The 19,332-nt window shown below is 51.8% G+C and carries 15 protein-coding genes; 10 read left to right on the plus strand and 5 right to left on the minus strand.

The window, feature by feature from the left end:
• Positions 1-347 precede the first annotated feature (347 nt).
• The 7 genes from Q9J32_RS04355 (at position 348) to Q9J32_RS04385 (ending at position 6,140) form a co-directional block, all read left to right on the plus strand.
• Entirely contained in the window at positions 348-995 is a 648-nt protein-coding gene (locus Q9J32_RS04355) for a DarT ssDNA thymidine ADP-ribosyltransferase family protein (RefSeq protein WP_301817847.1), read from the plus strand.
• Between the two features lie 2 nt (positions 996-997).
• Positions 998-1,705, plus strand: coding sequence for a DarT1-associated NADAR antitoxin family protein (locus tag Q9J32_RS04360; protein WP_301817846.1), 708 nt, complete (start codon positions 998-1,000; stop codon positions 1,703-1,705).
• A gap of 218 nt (positions 1,706-1,923) precedes the next feature.
• Positions 1,924-2,721, plus strand: coding sequence for an ABC transporter permease (locus Q9J32_RS04365; RefSeq protein WP_301817875.1), 798 nt, complete (start codon positions 1,924-1,926; stop codon positions 2,719-2,721).
• On the plus strand, positions 2,721-3,413 hold the full coding sequence (locus Q9J32_RS04370; protein ID WP_301817874.1) for an ATP-binding cassette domain-containing protein: 693 nt from the start codon (positions 2,721-2,723) through the stop codon (positions 3,411-3,413). The genes Q9J32_RS04365 and Q9J32_RS04370 overlap by 1 nt, the downstream gene beginning before the upstream one ends.
• 296 nt (positions 3,414-3,709) lie before the next feature.
• A complete protein-coding gene (locus Q9J32_RS04375) occupies positions 3,710-4,324 on the plus strand; it encodes a CadD family cadmium resistance transporter (protein WP_032804110.1) in 615 nt (204 codons plus the stop codon).
• Between the two features lie 336 nt (positions 4,325-4,660).
• Positions 4,661-4,948, plus strand: coding sequence for a barstar family protein (locus tag Q9J32_RS04380; RefSeq protein ID WP_003712505.1), 288 nt, complete (start codon positions 4,661-4,663; stop codon positions 4,946-4,948).
• Positions 4,949-5,042: 94 nt separating this feature from the next.
• Positions 5,043-6,140 (plus strand): NnrS family protein, encoded by a 1,098-nt coding sequence (locus Q9J32_RS04385; RefSeq protein ID WP_301817845.1) that lies wholly within the window; start codon positions 5,043-5,045, stop codon positions 6,138-6,140.
• Between the two features lie 46 nt (positions 6,141-6,186).
• Here Q9J32_RS04385 and Q9J32_RS04390 read toward each other — a convergent pair whose 3' ends face one another.
• Together Q9J32_RS04390 and Q9J32_RS04395 are read right to left on the minus strand one after the other, a co-directional pair.
• Positions 6,187-8,376, minus strand: coding sequence for a primosomal protein N' (locus Q9J32_RS04390; RefSeq protein WP_301884163.1), 2,190 nt, complete (start codon positions 8,374-8,376; stop codon positions 6,187-6,189).
• Positions 8,377-8,417: 41 nt separating this feature from the next.
• Entirely contained in the window at positions 8,418-9,086 is a 669-nt protein-coding gene (locus Q9J32_RS04395; protein WP_304675370.1) for a hypothetical protein, read from the minus strand.
• 254 nt (positions 9,087-9,340) lie between these two features.
• Between Q9J32_RS04395 and Q9J32_RS04400 the strand changes: the two genes are divergently transcribed.
• Entirely contained in the window at positions 9,341-10,132 is a 792-nt protein-coding gene (locus Q9J32_RS04400; protein ID WP_304675113.1) for a DsbC family protein, read from the plus strand.
• A 274-nt stretch (positions 10,133-10,406) separates the two neighbouring features.
• Here Q9J32_RS04400 and Q9J32_RS04405 read toward each other — a convergent pair whose 3' ends face one another.
• Both Q9J32_RS04405 and Q9J32_RS04410 read right to left on the minus strand, forming a co-directional pair.
• Positions 10,407-12,341, minus strand: a complete 1,935-nt coding sequence (locus Q9J32_RS04405) for a MacB family efflux pump subunit (protein ID WP_025457861.1) — start codon at positions 12,339-12,341, stop codon at positions 10,407-10,409.
• 70 nt (positions 12,342-12,411) lie between these two features.
• Positions 12,412-13,587: a MacA family efflux pump subunit gene (locus Q9J32_RS04410; protein WP_301884166.1), complete on the minus strand. Its 1,176-nt coding sequence runs from the start codon at positions 13,585-13,587 to the stop codon at positions 12,412-12,414.
• Positions 13,588-13,812: 225 nt separating this feature from the next.
• Here Q9J32_RS04410 and Q9J32_RS04415 point away from each other — a divergent pair, with 225 nt between their 5' ends.
• Positions 13,813-14,202, plus strand: a complete 390-nt coding sequence (locus tag Q9J32_RS04415; protein ID WP_301883983.1) for a type IV pilin protein — start codon at positions 13,813-13,815, stop codon at positions 14,200-14,202.
• 280 nt (positions 14,203-14,482) lie between these two features.
• A complete protein-coding gene (adhP, locus tag Q9J32_RS04420; protein ID WP_301883991.1) occupies positions 14,483-15,529 on the plus strand; it encodes an alcohol dehydrogenase AdhP in 1,047 nt (348 codons plus the stop codon).
• Between the two features lie 317 nt (positions 15,530-15,846).
• On the opposite strand, the gene smc is transcribed toward adhP, so the two are convergent.
• Positions 15,847-19,332 (minus strand): chromosome segregation protein SMC, encoded by a 3,486-nt coding sequence (smc, locus tag Q9J32_RS04425; protein ID WP_301883993.1) that lies wholly within the window; start codon positions 19,330-19,332, stop codon positions 15,847-15,849.

Consider the following 19,332-nt stretch of genomic DNA (forward strand, 5'->3'; position numbering starts at 1 on the left):
ATTCCCGCCTGCGCGGGAATGACGATCGGTGGTAACCGTGGATTGGGTTGTTAAACCAATAAAACCGTCGGATTGCCTGAAAAATTGGGTTATGAGCCAATCTACGCTTGCTGATTTATCATGTTTCAGACAATCTATTAGAGGATTATCTGCCATGGATGTTGGGTAGAAATCCCCATAATCTTTGGACTACCTAAAAAGTTGAGTCATAATCTAGCCTATGTTTGCGGGAAAGCCTAATTGTTAATGAAGATTTATCAGACGGAGTTGCTGGGGGAACGGGATAGGAGTTTGGGGTATGTGGATGGGTTGTTTGAATATCTTTTTAATATTTAAGGGAAAATTTTATGTCAATCGAAAATATATTACGAGAAAGACAGATTCAATATTTATGTCATTTCACAAGATTAGAGAATCTTGAGTCAATTTTAACTCATGGATTAATTCCCAGATCTAATTTGTATAATGCAGAATTTAACCCTAATCCCAGTTTATCTATTCATGGTATTTTTAATGATAGGTATCGAATTGATGGGAAGCCAGACGCAACGTCTCTGTCTATTTCATTTCCGAATAGTAGCATGTTTTATGGTTTACGCTGTTCTAATAGTTCTGTTAAGTGGGCTGTAATTGTTTTAAATGCACAGGTTTTGATAGATAAAGATTGTGCCTTTTACCATACTAACGCAGCTAATAGCAATGTAAATTCCATTCCTATCTCTAATTTTCAAGGAGAAGAAGCGTTAGAACAATTATTTAAAACAAATGGTAATAGACAAAATCTTTTGGAAAAAGATCCAACAGACGTTCAGGCAGAAGTTTTAGTATTTGATACGATCGAATCTGATTATATTTTAGGAGCGGTTCTAATGTCAGATGAAGATGTGAATTATTTTAAAGAAAAATTTAGTAAGCTGACTTTTTTCAAACATAGATACTGGGATGTATTTAGTGATAGATATTCTGCAAGAATAAATGGTTTTAAAGGATACTAGATATGGCAACTCGTCCAATTTTTATCTCTAAAACTGATGGAGATTTTTTGGTAAGAACAAAAAATATAGATTTTAAATGGTTTGCAGGCCAATCAGATTCTCAAAAACAAAAATCTATAGATTCTTTGCATTTAGAAGCTAAAAAACTTGAAGGAGTAGAGAGGATTCTTGAAATTTCGAGCAAATCCAAAAGTAAATTAGGTATTTCTTTAAGTGCTTTTAATCTGATGATTAAAAGTACAAAAGGTAAGCAAGTAAGTGTTGAATGTGTTTTCCAAAGCAGTAAAGTTTTTGAGGGAGATATTCAATATTTAGATTTGCTTGAAGTATCATCAAGAGAAGCAAAAAAAGACTCTAGACTAAAATCATCTGGAAGAGTAATAGCTTTTCGTACCTATGGAAAAAAAGATAAAGAATGGGGAACTGAACCTATTACAGCCTATTATGATTGGCTATATGTTAATGCTTTAAATCAACATACAGAATTTCATGAAGAGCTTCTTGAATATTCAGCATTTAGCGATATTGAATTTAATCCTGAAAAATCTCTTAATTGTCAGGCGTATTCGGTAGCGTTATTTTGCGCTTTATATAAGCGAAAGCTTTTGAAAGATGCCCTAAAATCTCAAAAAGATTTTTTGTCTTTATATCAAGATTACAAAATTGATAATTCTTCCACTTCAAAAAAACAGTTAGGAATATTTTTATAAATCATTTATAGCTTGCACCGTTTTTCTGCAATCTTAGGTTGGTTTGGTCGCAGTCGTAACCGACGAAACCCCGAAATCCCAAACCAAGGTCGTCTGAAAAACACTATTTGGGAAATCAAACCGTTTCGTTGGGTTACGGTGTTCCGTCTAACCCAATCAACCATTTTTTCAGACGACCCACCATCCCCAAACCATCCCCATCAACTAACACCCAAACCATGATTAAAACCGACAAAATCCGCAAACCGCAGCCTGCGGTGTTTTACATCATCGACTACCTTTGGAGCGGATTTGCCGGTCTGAGCGTGGCGATGATGGTGGTGGCGTTGTGGGCGTGGGGCAGCGCCATGTTCGGTGAGTTTATGCTGCCTGCGCCGGTGGAGGTGTTTCAAAAGTCTTTGGATTTATTGAAACATTTTCAGGAAAACGAAATCGGGATTTCGCTGTGGCGGTCGGTGGTGGGCATTTCGATTGCGTTGGTAGCGGGCTTGGCGGCGGGGCTGGTGGCGGGCAGTTTTAAGACGGCGATGGCGTTGCTTAAGCCTGTGATTACGATTTTGTTGGCGATGCCGCCGATTATTTGGGTGGTGATGGCTCTGTTTTGGTTCGGTTTCGGCAATCCGAGCGTGTTGTTTACCATCATTGTGTTGGTTGCACCGCTGACGTTTGCGAGTGCGGCAGTCGGGATGGCGAGCGTGAACAAGCAGCATGAGGAATTGTTTGACGCTTATAAATTAGGCCGTCTGAAAAAAATCCGCTATCTGTATATCCCGCATCTGACAGGCTATGTGATTTCCAGCATCGGCGTGGCGGTGGCGATGGGGGTGAAGGTGGTGATTATGGCGGAACTCTTGGGCGCGAGCGAAGGCGTGGGCGCGCGGATTGCGGACGCGAGGGCGATGCTGGAGACTTCGACGGTGATGGCTTATGTGGTGCTGGTTATCGTGTTTGTATCGCTGTTTGAATACCTGATTACCAAGCCTTTGGAAATTTTGTTTATGCCGTGGAGAAGATGATGCTCTGTCTTGAAAACGTGCGTTTTGAAATTCTCCGCGACCCCATCGTGCGCGATTTCAGTTTGAACCTGCAACACGGCGAAGTGAAAGCCTTGTTCGGGCCGAGCGGCTGCGGCAAGACAACGGTTTTGCGGCTGATTGCGGGCTTGGAAACGCCGAAATCGGGCACGATACGCAATACTTTCCGCAAAACGGGTTTTCTGTTTCAGGAAAACCGCCTGCCGGAAAACCTGACCGCGATGCAGAATATCGCGATTTTTATGGACAAACCCGATGAAGGCGAAATCATCGCGCTGGCGGCGAAAGTCGGGCTGACTGCGGGCGATTTGAACAAATATCCGACCGAATTGTCCGGCGGTATGGCGAAACGGGTGGCGTTTTTGCGCCTGCTGCTGTGCGGCTGCGACCTTGCCTTGCTGGACGAGCCGTTTGTCGGTTTGGACCGCGATTTACGCGATATTTTGGTTGCCATGCTGGTGGAAAAAATCGAGCGGCAGACTATGGCGTGTATGCTGGTAACACACGACCGCTTTGAAGCCGCACGCCTGAGCCATGAAATCATGCTGCTCTCCACTAAGGGCATGAACGTGCAAAACGTGATGACCCTGCCCACACCGCTGTCCGAACGCGATTCGGCTTTTGAAGAAACCGTGGTGGCAAGGGCGTTTCAGGGGATTCATTATTATGAATGATAAGGATTTGAGTGTCTGACGAATCGCCCTCTCCCTAACCCTCTCCCACAGGGAGAGGGGAACAGGTTTCTGAAAATCAGAGGGCGCAGGATTGAGAATCAGATGGCGGGTAAACCTGAAAATACTCGGACTTGACAGCCTAATCCCCTCTCCCTGTGGGAGAGGGCCAGGGAGAGGGTAAGCGAGCCGAAGGTTTGCCTCTTTGGTGGAAGGTACGAATCTGTTGTTCGAACGCGATTCGGTTTTTGAAAAAGCCGTGGTGCCAAGGGGGCAGGGGATTCATTATGAGGTGCTTTATGTTTTCGACTGTGATTACTGCTGCTGTTTTATATATTGCTACAGCAGTAGATTTGTTGGTAATACTATTAATATTTTTTGCTAGAGCAAATACTAGAAAAGAATATCGAGATATTTATATCGGACAATATTTAGGTTCTGTAATTTTAATATTAGTTAGTTTATTTCTAGCTTTTGTTTTAAATTATGTTCCGGAAAAATGGGTGTTGGGTTTATTAGGTTTAATACCGATTTACTTAGGTATTAAAGTTGCTATTTACGACGATTGTGAGGGCGAAAAAAGAGCTAAAAAAGAATTGGATGAAAAAGGGTTGTCAAAATTAGTCGGTATTGTTGCTTTGGTTACAGTTGCTAGTTGTGGTGCAGATAATATTGGACTTTTTGTTCCTTACTTTGTGACTTTAGATCTTGTCGACTTATTAGTTACTATTCTTGTATTTTTAATATTGATTTTTGTTTTAGTATATACAGCACAAAGATTGGCTAATATTTCAGGTGTTGGTGAAATCGTAGAGAAGTTTAGTCGTTGGATAATGGCTGTTATTTATATTGGTTTAGGATTATTTATTATTATTGAAAATAATACAATTCAAACAATAATATCAATAATATGAATGATAAGGGCATTTGAGTATCTGACGAACCTTGCGGTTCGTTGCCCTCTCCCTAACCCTCTCCCACGGGGAGAGGGAATCAGGTTGCTGAAAATTAGAGAGCGCAGGATTGGGAATCGGATGGTAGGCAAACCTGAAAATGTTCGGGCTCGACAGTTTAATCCCCTCTCCCCGTGGGAGAGGGCTAGGGAGAGGGCAAGCAAGCCGCAGACTTGCCTGTTTGATAAAAGATACGGATCTGTCCGCCCAATAAATCCATAATGGATTGCTATATATAACAACTGATTATTATATCTCTGCAATACAAATTGGAACTTGGAAATATGAGTATAACTTATGCAATTAGAGATTATCGGTAGTAAAATTTATACGGAACAAGATTTTCATAATCAAATTTCAAAAATATTTTCTATACAAGATTATTATGGGAACAATCTTGATGCTCTGTGGGATTTATTAAGCACAAATGTAGAACGACCGATTACTTTGGTATGGAAAGATGCTATGTTCTCAAAAAATCAATTAGAAAATATATTTATTGAAATAGTAAAGGTTCTAGAAAGAGTTAAGAAACAAGATGAAGATTATGGATTCGAAGAAAAATTTAATTATATTTTAGAGTAAGTAAACCCTAATTACATTACGTACACAGGCTTAAAACTCCCCAGAGCCAATGTAAGCAATCCGAAAGCATCTTCATGCAGAATCAAACCAAGCGATGAATAAATTTTTCACCCACCCCATGCGCCCGTTTTTCGTCGGTGCGACGGTGCTTGCCGTACTCGGCGCGTTGGTGTTTTTCATCAGCCCTGCCGCCGTTGTCCTGCACCGCCAAATTTTCTTGGAACTTATGCTGCCGGCGGCATACGGAGGTTTTTTGACTGCGGCTTTGTTGGACTGGACAGGTTTTTCGGGCAACCTGAAACCTGCCGCTACTTTGATGGCGGTGTTGTTGCTTGTTGCGGCTGTTTTATTGCCGTTTTTACCGCAACTTGCCGCATTCTTTGTAGCGGCTTATTGGCTGGTGTTGCTGCTGTTCTGCGCCTGGCTGATTTGGCTAGACCGAAACACCGACAACTTTGCCCTCTTAATGCTGCTTGCCGCGTTCACCGTTTTTCAGACGGCCTATGCCGTAAGCGGCGATTTGAACCTGTTGCGCGCGCAAGTGCATCTGAACATGGCAGCGGTCATGTTCGTGTCAGTTCGTGTCAGCGTCCTTTTGGGCGCGGAAGCCCTCAAAGAATGCCGTCTGAAAGATCCCGTATTTATCCCCAACGTCGTTTATAAAAACATCGCCATCACCTTCCTGCTGCTGCACGCCGCCGCCGAACTTTGGCTGCCCGCGCAGACCGCCGGTTTTACCGCGCTCGCCGTCGGCTTCATCCTGCTCGCCAAGCTGCGCGAACTGCACCATTACGAACTCCTGCGCAAACACTACGTCCGCACCTATTACCTGCTCCAGCTTTTTGCCGCCGCAGGCTATCTGTGGACAGGTGCGGTGAAACTGCAAAACCTGCCCGCCTCCGCCCCCCTGCACCTGATTACCCTCGGCGGCATGATGGGCGGCGTGATGATGGTGTGGCTGACCGCCGGACTGTGGCACAGCGGCTTTACCAAACTCGATTATCCCAAACTCTGCCGCATCGCCGTTCCCATCCTCTTCGCCGCCGCCGTCTCGCGCGCTGTTTTAATGAACGTGAACCCGATATTCTTCATCACACTCCCTGCAATTCTGACCGCTGCCGTGTTTGTGCTTTATCTCTTTACGTTCGTACCGATCTTTCGGGCGAATGCGTTTACAGACGATCCGGAATAAAAATGCCGTCTGAAACGGTTTTCAGACGGCATCGGATTGCCAATAATCAAGCCTCCTGCGGATCGACATCCACCGACCATCTGATTTTGCCGTCGCGGTTTTGCTGCAACACCTGCACCCACAAACTCACGGCGCGGTGCAAATCCTGTCGGGATGTCGATTCGAGGAAGATTTGCGCGCGTTCGCGTTCGGCTAGGCGCACCATCAGCATCGGGGCGGCACCGAACTGGGAGATGCTTTCAGGCAAAAGCGGGGCCAGGGTTTCTTTGGCGGCGTTGAGAAATTCCATCGCATCGGCAACGCGCGGCGCGTCGGCGCGGACGGCGGTCTGGAAACCGAAAGGCGGCATGGCGAACATTTGCCGCTCGTTCAATTCGTTTTCGGCAAACACGGCGTAGTCCTGCGCTTTGACGGCGGTGAAGACGGGATGTTCGGGCAGTTGGGTCTGTATCAACACCTTGCCGGGTTTGTCGGCGCGCCCCGCCCTGCCGGACACTTGCATCAGCTCGGCGAACAGCCTTTCCGGCGCGCGAAAGTCCGCGCTATACAGGCTGCCGTCGGCGTTCAATACGATAACGAGGTTGAGCCGCGCGAAATCATGGCCTTTGGCAAGCATCTGCGTGCCGACCAGAATATCGATTTCGTTGTCGGCAATGCGGCGGTACAAATCCGCCCAGTCGTTTTTGTGCGCGGTACTGTCCCTATCAACGCGGACGACGGCGGCCTTGGGCAGGAAGGCGCGCAGGGTTTCTTCGACGCGCTGCGTGCCGTGGCCGACGGCGGTCAGGTCTTGGTTGCCGCAGTCGGGGCATTTGAACGGGATGGGTTCGCGGTGGTCGCAGTGGTGGCAGCGCAGTTGGCGGGCGCGTTGGTGCAACACCATTTTGGCGGAACAATTCGGGCAGCCGAAGGTATGGCCGCAGTCACCGCAAAACAGCGCGGGTGCAAAGCCGCGCCGGTTGAGGTACACCAGCGACATGCCGCCTGCTTCAAAATTCTGTTTCAAAAGCTGTAAGGCTTGCGGCGAGAAGCCGTTGTCGAGTTTCAGACGGCCTACGTTGAGGATGTCCACTTGCGGCAGTTGTGCGGCGGTATGGGCGCGTTCGGTCAGTTGCAGCAAGCGGTACGCGCCGCTTTGCGCCTTTTGCCAACTCTCCAAACTGGGCGTGGCGCTACCCAACACGACGGGGCAGCCGCTCTGCTTCGCCCGCCACACCGCCAAATCGCGGGCGTGGTAGCGCAATTCGTTGTCCTGCTTGAACGAGCCGTCGTGTTCCTCATCGACCACAATCAGCCCGACATCATCCATCGGCGTGAACACCGCCAGCCTCGTGCCGATGACCAATTTCGCCTGCCCCAACATCGCGCACAAATAATCCTGCGTGCGCCTGCCTGCCGCCATCCGGCTGTGCAACACGGCAGTCGGCACGTCAGCAAAACGGTCTTCCACCCGTTTTAAAAGCTGCGGCGTGAGGTTGATTTCGGGCAACAGAAACAACACCTGCCGCCCCTGCGCCAACACTTTCGCCATCGCATCGAAATACACCTCGGTCTTGCCGCTGCCGGTGATGCCGTATAGCAGAAACGGCCGGAAGCATCCCAATGCCGTCTGAATTTCATCGGAAGCCTTCTGCTGGTCGGCATTTAATACAAATTCAGAGTGCGAAGCCTGCCCGTGGTACGACCTTAATATAGGATTCGCCGCTTCCATCGTTTCAATCCAACCCTGCTCCGCCCAATCCTCAATCAATTTCGCCGCCTGCGCGTTCACCTGCTTCAACGCCGCCATCGTCATCCCGCCTAACAGCAGCGCGTCCCACAAAGCCGCTTTTTTGTTGAACCGCGGCGGCGGCGGCGTTTGCGCCCTGCCTGCTTCGTTCAACGCATAAAACAACGGCGGCTGCGGCATTTCCACCGCACGCGTTTCCTTCAAACCCTGCGGCAGCGCGGCAAACACTGCCTGCCCCGTCGGATAGTGGTAATAACGCGACGTAAACGAGAGCAAATCACGCCAGCTTTCGGGCAGCGGCGGCTCGTCCGAAAAGGTCGTCTGAACGCCCAAAATCCGCGCCGCATCCATATCCGGAGCAATATCCGTTTCCCACACAATCCCGACCACGGTCTTGTTGCGGAAAGGCACAAGCACCCGCGCGCCCAGCGGCAGCGGCTCGGAATGGGAATAAGTCAAAAGGCCGTCTGAAAGCGGCACGTTTACAGCGATGCGGTGGTAGATCATGGTGTGTAAAAAATGTTTGAGGCCGTCTGAAAAAACGGAAGCTATTTGCACAAATACAAACAGTCTTTATCCAAGGTAAAGCCGTAACCCTGTTTCCACAAATCAAAATAAGGACGGAGAAAATCGCTGTCAGGTTTGGTGCGGTAAAGCGGGTATTGCAGATAGGCGGACAGGTAATAATCACAACTTACGGAATAATAGGCTTCGGACAACACTTGTTCGGGGCTGTTGTCATCTGTATTGCTCGTCTGCCATTCGCTGAATACCTCTCCCAACAAATCCTGAGTATCGTTAAACTCTTCCGCAGGCTCGCCCAAACGTATCTGTTTAATCGCTGCCAAGGCTGCAATCAGCTCTTCGTCTTCAACAAAGCGGGCAAATTCGCGCAACCCTTCCAACAAACGCTCACCCGTCTGTCTCACTTCTGCCTCATCTTGCGCAGGCGGACAGAAATAGCCGGGAATATAGCCGCCGTCGAGGATTTCTTGGTTGTGTTCGGCAGTGCTTTGATACACAGGCATGATGCGCGCCAGCAATTCCTGTCCCTTTTCCAAAGGTTCAAACACCGCAGCCACGCCTTCTCCGTCGGGCATAAAACCTTGAAACAAACCGTAGAAATAATCTTCCCAGCCATTATATTTATCTGCTGCCCGTGGCTCTTCGCCCAGCAGCTTAAACAGATATTCAGCGTATTCTTGTTGGTTCATCATTTTTCTCAAAGTGTCGGTAAAATCTTTCAGTTGCCCGCAGCAAATCTTTCAGACGACCTCAAGCGGCACTAAAGTCCGCTCAGCCATCTGTTTACAGCGATGCGGTGGTAGATTATACAAGCAGGCAAATCATTTTTTTGCGTATTTTAACAGCCGGAAGCTATTTTCAGACGATAAATTGAGCCTCGGCGCAATGCAGGCGCAACAGAGGTTTGATACAATGCCGCTTTTCCAACACGCGCAATCATCTTTATATGAAAACCAAGTTAATCAAAATCTTAACCCCCTTTACCGTCCTCCCGCTGCTGGCCTGCGGGCAAACGCCCGTTTCCAACGCCAACGCCGAACCCGCCGTCAAAGCCGAGTCCGCCGCCCCCGTACAAGGAAAAGTCGGCGAAGCCTTGAAAGCACGCCTCGAAAAAATTTACGAATCCCAAGGTCTGAAAGTCATCAGCGTCAGCGAAACACCGGTCAGAGGCATTTACGAAGTCGTCATCAGCGGAAGGCAGATTATCTACACCGATGCAAACGCCGATTATCTATTTTCCGGCGAACTTCTTGACATCAACAACCGGAAAAACCTCACCGAACAGCGTATGGCAGATTTGAACAAAATCGACTTCGCTTCCCTGCCTTTGGACAAAGCCATCAAAGAAGTACGCGGCAACGGCAAGCTGAAAGTCGCCGTCTTCTCCGACCCGGACTGTCCGTTCTGCAGACGCTTGGAACACGAGTTTGAAAAAATGACCGACGTGACGGTTTACAGCTTTATGATGCCCATTGCCGGCCTGCACCCCGATGCCGCGCGCAAGGCGCAAATCTTATGGTGTCAGCCCGACCGCGCCAAAGCGTGGACGGAATGGATGCGTAAAGGCAAATTCCCGGCCGGCGGCGGCATCTGCGACAACCCCGTCGCGGAAACTACTTCCTTGGGCGAACAGTTCGGCTTCAACGGCACACCGACCCTCGTCTTCCCCAACGGGCGCACCCAAAGCGGTTACAGCCCGATGCCCCAACTGGAGGAAATCATCCGCAAAAACCAATAATCCATCCGCAAAACAAAAGGCTTGGAAAATTCCAAGCCTTTTTTGCGGAAAATGCCGTCTGAAAACCAATCCGCACTGAAAGTTGGCAAGCCAACAAACACATCCTAACCCATTGAATGATTGAAAATAATAAATTGAACAATACGAAACACACCGCCGTCATTCCCACGCAAGTGGGAATCTAGAACGTAGAATCTAAGAAACCGTTTTGTCCGATAAGTTTCTGCTTCAAAATGACCGGTCCGGCAGCTTCAGACGGCATCTTTGTCCAACCTCAATCCTGTGCCAATGCGTCTATCGGATTGAGTTTGGCTGCTTTATTGGCAGGCATAAAGCCGAACGCGATGCCGATTCCGGTCGAACAGGCGACCGCCCCGATAACGGATGCCGCCGAAATGTCCATCGGGAAGTCGGTTACAAAGTGGTTGAACACGAGGCTGACGGCGGCGGACAAACCTACGCCGACCAAGCCTCCGATGATGCAGATTAACACCGCCTCAATCAAAAACTGCTGCAAAATATTGCCGCGCCGCGCGCCGATTGCCATCCGTATGCCGATTTCTTTGGTTCGCTCGGTAACGGACACCAGCATGATGTTCATCACGCCGATGCCGCCGACTACCAATGAAATCAGGGCGATGGAGGAAATCAGCAGCTTCATCGTGCCGGTGGTGCTTTCGACCATCTGCCTGATGCTGTCGCTGTTGTTCATGAAGAAGTCTTCCGTGCCGTGCCGCGCTTTGAGCAACTCGGTCAGCCCTTTTTCGGCAACCCGGGTATTGGCATTGTCTTTGATTTTGACGGTGATGGAGTTGGTGTGGCTCTCGCCTGTGATTTGGTGCATCACCGTCGTATAGGGCGACCAAAGCATCAGCACGTCGGAATTGCCGAAAGCGTTTTCGTCTTTTTTCATCACGCCGATGACGGTCAAGGGGCGTTTCCTGAACAAAATGGTTTTACCCAACGGATCCGAATCCGCAAAGAGTTTGTCTTTGACATTTTGGTCGATGACGACGACTTGCGCGTCTTCTTTCACATCGTTCTCATCAAACAGCCGCCCCGTTTCCAGCTTCAGCCCGCGCACGTCGAAATATTGTTCGCCCACGCCGTACAAAGAAGCGGTCAGGTCGGTATTGCGGTAAGTCAGCGTGCCGCCGCTCGAAGTCATAGGCGTGGCGGAAGCAACGTAGCTTTGTTTGGCGATGATTTTTGCATCGTCTATGGTCAGGGTTCTGATTTTGCCGCTGCGCCTGTCGCCGAAGCCGCGCCCGGGGAAGATGCTGATGGTGTTCGTCCCCATCGAACTGATGTCTTCGAGGATTTTTTTCTGCGAACCGTTGCCCAATGCGACGACGGAAACCACCGAAGCGATACCGATGATGATGCCCAGCATCGTCAGAAGCGAACGCATTTTGTGCGCCAATACTGCTTGCACCGACATTCTGAAGGCTTCGACAAACTGGTCGTAATAAAACGACCACGAGGCTTTTTCCTGAATCCTCCCGACCTTGCTTGTGGGGATTTCGGGATTTTTCGAGGTGTCGGAAATGATTTCGCCGTCCCGGATTTCGATGACGCGGTTGGCGTTGGCGGCAATGCCGGGGTCGTGCGTGACCATAATGACGGTATGCCCAGCTTCGTGCAGCCTGCGGATGATTTCCATCACGTTTTTGCCGCTGGCGGTATCGAGCGCGCCGGTCGGCTCGTCGGCGAAGATGATTTCTCCGCCGTTCATCAGGGCGCGGGCGATGGAGACGCGCTGCTGCTGTCCGCCCGAGAGTTCGCCGGGCTTGTTGCCCTCTTTGCTTGCCAAACCCAAATCCTGCAACAACTTCTCCGCCCGCGCGGAACGCTCTTTGCCGCCCGCGCCCATATACACGGCTGGCAGCGCGACGTTATCCCTTGCGGTCAGCGAGCTTAAGAGGTTGTAGCGTTGGAAGATGAAACCGAAGCGTTCGCGGCGCAATGCCGCCAGCTCGTCAGGCTGCATTTTGGCAGTTTCGATGCCGTCGATTCGGTACGAACCGGAACCGGCGGTATCCAAACAGCCGAGTATGTTCATCAGCGTGGACTTGCCCGAACCGGACTGCCCGATGATGGCGACAAAATCGCCCTTCTCTATCGACAGGCTGATGTCTTTCAAAATATGGACGCGGTTCTCGCCGCTGCCGAAATAGCGGTTGATGTTTTTACATTCGATCAAGCTCATAATGTTCCGTCAATCAGTATGATAAATGCCGTCTGAAACCGTTTCCGTGTTCAGACGGCATATTCGTTTATCAGCGCGGCGGTCCGCCCATGACGCGTTCGCTGCTTTCCTGTTGCTCGGCGGCGGTCATTTCGGAGATAACCACTTTGTCCCCCTCTTTCAAACCGCTTTTCACTTCGGTATTCATACTGTCTTTCATACCGGTCCGGATTTCGCGTTCCACTGCTTTGCCGTCTGCACCCAACACGCGTACGAACGCCTTGCCGCCGCGATTTTTCACGGTCAGTGACGGAATAATCAGCACATTTTTCACACCGTCGATTTCAACCGTATTCTGCGTCGTCATCCCCGTGGCGAGTTTGCCGTCCGGATTGGGCACAAACGAACGGGCATAATAATAGACCGCATTGGAAGCCGTATCCGTACTGCTGTTGTAGCCGCCCGACGACATCGTGGTCAGCCCGGGGTCGACGCTGTCGAGCTTCGCCTTAATCGGCGTATCCGGTTCGGACAAAATCGTAAACGAAATATCCTGCCCCGCCTTCACCTTGGTAATATCGCCCTCGGCAATCTGCATTTTGTTCAACATCATATCCAAATTGGCAAGCTGGATAATCGTCGGTGCGGACTGCGCCGCGTTCACAGTCTGCCCCTCTTCCACGGGAATCGCCACCACCGTGCCGTCCATCGTCGCAGTAATGCGCGTGTAGCCCAATTCCGACTCGGCGGTATTGATGGAAATTTTGCTCTGTCTGATTAGAGCCTTCAGCTCGGCAACATTGGCTTTGGCGGCGGCAAGCGCATCCTGCGCGCTTTCCAAATCTTCTTTAGAGGTCGCATCATCCTTCCACAACGCCGTCTGACGCTTATATTTCTTCTCCGCGCTGCCCAATGCAATCTGTGCCGACACCAGCTTCGCCTGATACGTTTCCAATTTGGATTTTTCCGTATTGAGCGTGTTGGTCTGCGTGGTCGAATTAATTTCCGCAATCAAATCGCCCTTTTTGACCTGTTGCCCGAGTTTGACATAAAGCTTCTTAATCTGCCCCGAAGCCTGCGCGCCGACCGATACCAGATTCGACGGCGAAATCTCCCCTGTTGCAGAAACCGTCCGGCTGATGTCGCCGCGCCTGACCGTTTCCGTAATATAAGAAACCTGCGGTTCGGGCTTCAGATAAGACCATCCGCCCCAAACCGCTGCCGCCGCGACTGCCGCAACAGCCGCCCATTTCATCATTTTTGCCATATTTTCAATTCTCTGTATGCGCCAATCCCATAAATCGGAAGCGGATTCTACCGCAAGTCCCTGCCCCATCCAAGGCGGCAAACTGCCGACGATAAAAATAACCATTTGTTTTAAATGGCTTATACAATCTGCTTTCCCGAAAATTTCAATCCGTTTACATATTCCGCCATTTCCGATACGGCGTTATAATGCCGTCCGCAAACAACCAAATGGAAACACATTGCTATGAAAAACGTTCAAAAAGGCTTTACGCTGACCGAGCTGCTGATTGCCGTCGCCATCCTCAGCATCCTGACGCTCATCGCCTACCCCTCCTATAAAACCTACACCCGCCGCATCCGCCTGTCGGAAGTCAAATCCACCCTGCTGATGAACGCGCAAAACTTGGAACGTTACTACCTCCAAAAAGGGACGTTTGAGAACTACGACGAAACCAAACTGAAACAAAACAAATATTTCGACATTACCTTAAGCAAAGTCAGCCCCGACCACTTCACCCTTCAGGCCGACCCCAATCGGGCGACCAACGAAGGCGAAACCTGCATCGTTACGCTCAACGACGGCGGCACGCTTTCCGCCGCCGGCAGCGGGCAGGACTGCCCGGACTTCGACTGACCCTCCGCCGAAGCCCCCAAACCCGTAAAAATGCCGTCCGGACACAGCTTCAGACGGCATCTTTACAGGTTTGCCCATCCGGTTTTTCAAACTTGAAACCTGCCGCCCCGCATCCGGCAACCTCCACGATGCCGCGCCTCTCCAGTTGTTATAATATAACATATAATCCATATTTTTCAACAACATACTATTTGACCCGCAAGGTGCGGAAGCGTATGCTTATCCTTATATCGGACAACATTCCGTTTACAGGTTTTTTACCTTGAAAAGGAGCGCAATCATGAAAATGCAGGCAGTTGTTGTGAATAAAAATGTAGCGGGCGATGTGGAAGTAGTCGAACGCGAGGTTCGCCCGTTGGAATACGGCGAGGCATTGGTCGAAGTCGAATATTGCGGCGTGTGCCATACCGACCTGCACGTTGCGGCAGGCGACTACGGCGATAAACCGGGCCGCGTGCTGGGACACGAGGGCATCGGTCTGGTTAAAGAAGTTGCCGACGGTGTGAAAAATCTGAAAGTCGGCGACCGCGTCAGCATCGCCTGGCTGTTCCAAAGCTGCGGCTCTTGCGAATACTGCAACACCGGCCGCGAAACCCTGTGCCGTTCCGTATTGAACGCGGGCTACACCGCCGACGGCGGTATGGCGACCCACTGCATCGTCAATGCGGATTATGCGGTCAAAGTCCCCGACGGACTCGACCCCGCCCAAGCGTCCAGCATCACTTGCGCCGGCGTTACCTGCTACAAAGCCGTGAAAGTGTCCGGCGTGCGTCCGGGACAGTGGATTGCCATCTACGGCGCGGGCGGTTTGGGCAACTTGGGTGTCCAATACGCGAAAAAAGTGTTCGGCGCGCACGTTGCCGCCATCGACATCAACGACGACAAGCTGGCGTTTGCCAAAGAAACCGGCGCGGATTTGGTTGTCAACGCCGCCAAAGAAGACGCTGCCAAAGTGATTCAGGAAAAAACCGGCGGCGCACACGCTGCGGTCGTAACCGCCGTATCTGCTGCCGCATTCAACTCTGCCGTGGATTGCGTCCGTGCGGGCGGACGTGTGGTTGCCGTCGGTCTGCCGCCGGAATCGATGGATTTGTCCATCCCGCGTTTGGTTTTGGACGGCATCGAAGTGGTCGGCTCGCTGGTCGGCACGCGCAAAGATTTGGAAGAAGCCTTCCAATTCGGCGCGGAAGGTTTGGTTGTGCCCAAAGTCCAACTGCGTGCTTTGGATGAAGCTCCGGCGATTTTCCAAGAAATGCGCGAAGGCAAAATCACTGGCCGTATGGTAATCGATATGAAAAAAGAATGCGGCTGCGGCCACCACCGCTGATTTGACGTGGCGGTACACATCGAAATGCCGTCTGAACACTGTTCAGACGGCATTTTTTATGGATTTGGATTTGATTTTAATCTGTTCTGTTTGAAATATAGTGAATTAACAAAAATCAGGACAAGGCGGCGAGCCGCAGACAGTACAGATAGTACGGAACCGATTCACTTGGTGCTTCAGCACCTTAGAGAATCGTTCTCTTTGAGCTAAGGCGAGGCAACGCTGTACCGGTTTAAATTTAATTCACTATACCGTCTGAAAACCCGTATCGCAACACGTCATTAAAAACGGCAAGATTCAGCCGTTCTGCAACCCGTTCAAACGGCTTCCGCCATTTCCAACGCCTGCTTGATGTCCACGGCGACGACGCGCGACACGCCTTTTTCCTGCATGGTTACGCCGACCAGCTGCTCTGCCATTTCCATGGTCAGGCGGTTGTGGGAGATGTAGAGGAACTGGGTTTGCGCCGACATTTCTTTGACCAGGTTGCAGAAACGCGAGGTATTGGCATCGTCCAGCGGGGCATCAACTTCGTCCAAAAGGCAGAACGGAGCAGGGTTGAGGCTGAACAGGGCGAACACGAGGCTCATGGCGGTAAGGGCTTTTTCGCCGCCGGAAAGGAGGTGGATGGTGCTGTTTTTCTTGCCGGGCGGACGCGCCATGATGGACACGCCGGCGGTCAGGAGGTCGTCGCCTATCATTTTGAGGGTGGCTTCGCCGCCGCCGAACAGGGTCGGGAAAAAGGTTTGGACTTTGCCGTTGACGGCGTCGAAGGTTTCTTTGAAACGCGCTTTGGTTTTGTCGTCGATTTGGGCGATGGCTTCTTCCAAAAGGGTAATAGCTGCCTGCACGTCTTCGCTCTGGCTGCGGTAGTAGCCGTCACGTTCGCGCGCTTCTTCGAGTTCTTGCAGGGCGGCGAGGTTGACCGCGCCAAGGGCTTCGATTTGTTGCGAGAGGCTGCCGATGCTGCTGTTCGATACTTTCGGCGATTCTTTCGCCAACGCTTCGAGCGCGTCCAAATCGGCGGCGCGTTCGGTCAGGTTTTGATGGTAACGTTTGGCGTTGATCAGGGCTTCCTGCTGCTGCAACAGGGCGGTTTGGGTCGCTGCCTGGAGCTGTGGCAGCTTGGTTTGCAGGGTTTGTACGCGGGCGTATTGCTCCCTGCCCTGCTCCTGAATCTGCGCGAGTTTTTCCTGTGCGGCGATGTATTCTTCGTCCAGCGTGTGCACGGCTTCGGTCAGCTCGTCGAGCTTGATGTGCTGCTCGTCGTTTTGGAACTCGGTTTCATAGGCGAGGGCAAGCTCTTGCTGGCGTTCCTGCCAGTCTAGGGTTTGCTGTTCGAGTCGGGCGATTTGCTGCCGGTAGTTTTGTTTTTGCTGGTTGAGCTTGTGGACGGCGACTTCGGCCAGCCCGTATTGGCGGTTGGCTTCCAACAGGGCAAGCTGCGCCTGTTTCAGACGGCCTTGCTGCTCTTGGCGGCTGTGCGCGGTGGTTTGCTGTTGGTGTTCGAGTTCGGCGGCAGCTTCCTGCAAAGTAATGATGTCGTCTGAAAGCCCGTCGGACGTGTGTTGCAACACGGTCTGTTCTTCCGCCAACTGCGCCAGCTCGCGCTCGATGTGTTCGCGGCGGATTTGCCCTTGGTTGGTGCGCGCCAAGAGTTCGGCAGCGCGTTGTTGCGCCTGACTGTATTGGCGCGTGTGCTGCTGTTGCTGCTGCATCAGGTTTTTGTGCTGCACTTCGGACGAGCGTACGGCAGCCTCCGCCTGTTTGAACGCGGCTTCAGCGGCGGAGAGTTCGGGGGCGAGGTTTTCCAGTTCGGACGCGATGCCGTCAAGGCGTGCTTTTTGGGCAATCAGGCTTTCCTGCGCGGGTTTGGCATAGAGCAGGACGCTGACTTTATCGACCTGATGGCCTTCGGGCGTGAGCCAAATTTGGTGTGCGCCCAAATCGCTTTGATGCGCGAGGGCGTAACTCAAATCGGGTGCGCACAATACGCCGTCGAGCCAGTGGTGCAATGCCGTCTGAAACGGCGGCTGCGCTTGGATTTGGTTCAGCAATGCCTGTACGGGCAGGGATTTTTTGATGCTGCCGGAGAGGTCGTCTGAAAGCCAGGCTGCCTGCCCCTGCGGCAACGGCACGGGGGGAACGAAGCCGTGCGGCACGGCGCGGGCGTGCAGGCGTTCGGCAAGGATGACGGACAAGGCGTGCTGCCACTCGGCGGGCGCGGTGATGTGTTGCCACAGCTGCGGCGCGGCGGCGTGGTCGGTTGCCTGCCAGAAGTCGGCGGCTTCCTGCTGTTGCGACAGGATTTGCGACAACGCCTGCTGCTGCGCCTGCAAGGTGATGTGTCGCTGCTTCAGGTTTTGGAAGCGGTTTGAGGCCGTCTGAAACGCCTCGCGGGCGGCGTGTAAGGCTTCTTCGGCGGCAATGATTTGTTCTTCGTAATGCTCTTGCTGGCTTTGCAACAAGGCGGCGGCTTCCTGCGCAGCGGCGGTTTCGGCTTCGTCGGGCAGGTTCAGGGCTTGGTTTTCCTGTTTCAGACGACCTTTGCGCTCTTCGTGCTTGGCAACGGTTTGTCCGGTATGGGCAAGCTGCTGCTGCTTCAACGCCAGTTCGCGGCGGATGCGGTTTGCCTCGTCCTGCTGGGTTTGGAAGGCGGTGTTGAGCGTGGCTTGGGCTTCTTCCAATTCGGGCAGACGTTCTTCGTGTTCGGCAACCTGCATCGCCCATTCCGCCAGCTCGGTTTGCTTTTCTTCGGCCTGCAACTCGTTTTCTTCAAGCTGCACGCGGATTTGCTGCTGCTCCTGATGGATGCGTTGCAACTGCGCCTGAGCCGCCTGCTTGTCGCGTTCGATGCGTTGGTGCAGGTTTTGTTGATGGCGGATTTGTTCTTCCAAACGGGCAATCTGTTCGCGCAACACGCCGCGTTTATTGCTCAATTCGTGTACCGCCTGCTGCTGCGACTGCTCGGCGGTCTGCAAGGTGTGTACTTCGTCGTTTAACGCCTGAACCTGCGCGGCGGTTTCGTCCTGCTGCGCCTGCAAAGACTGATGCTGCGCGGTCGCCTTATCGGCGGCGGCAAGCGATTGCTGCCATTGGGCGTAATCGAGCAAATCCTGTTGCTGGTTCAACTGCGCGGTCAGGGATTTGTAGCGTTCGGCGGTTTCCGCCTGTTTCTCCAGCTTTTCCACCTGACGCGCCAACTCGTTCTGCAAATCGCCCAAACGCTGCAAATGCTCGCGTGTGTCTTTCAGACGGCCTTCCGTCTCCTTGCGGCGTTCCTTATATTTGGACACGCCTGCCGCCTCTTCGATATAGGCGCGCAACTCTTCCGGCCGCGCTTCGATGATGCGCGAAATCATCCCCTGTTCGATGACGGCATAACCGCGCGCACCCACGCCCGTACCCAGAAACAAATCGGTAATGTCGCGGCGGCGCACGGTCTGATTGTTGATGAAATAAGTCGATTCGCCCTGACGCGTCAGCTGCCGCTTGATGCTCACCTCGGCATACTGCCCCCACGCACCCTGTAAACTGTGGTCGCTGTTGTCAAACACCAGCTCCACCGAAGCCCTCGGCGCGGGACGGCGCGTCGCCGCACCGTTAAAAATCACGTCCTGCATACTTTCGCCGCGAAGCTGCTTCGCCGAAGCCTCGCCCAACACCCAACGCACCGCGTCAATCACATTCGACTTGCCGCAGCCGTTCGGCCCGATAACCGCAACAAGCTGCCCCGGAACATGAATCGTGGTCGGGTCGGTAAAAGATTTGAAGCCGGAGAGTTTGATGTGGGTAAGGCGCAT

Source organism: Neisseria uirgultaei (assembly GCF_962719845.1).
Taxonomy (GTDB): Bacteria; Pseudomonadota; Gammaproteobacteria; order Burkholderiales; family Neisseriaceae; genus Neisseria; species Neisseria bergeri.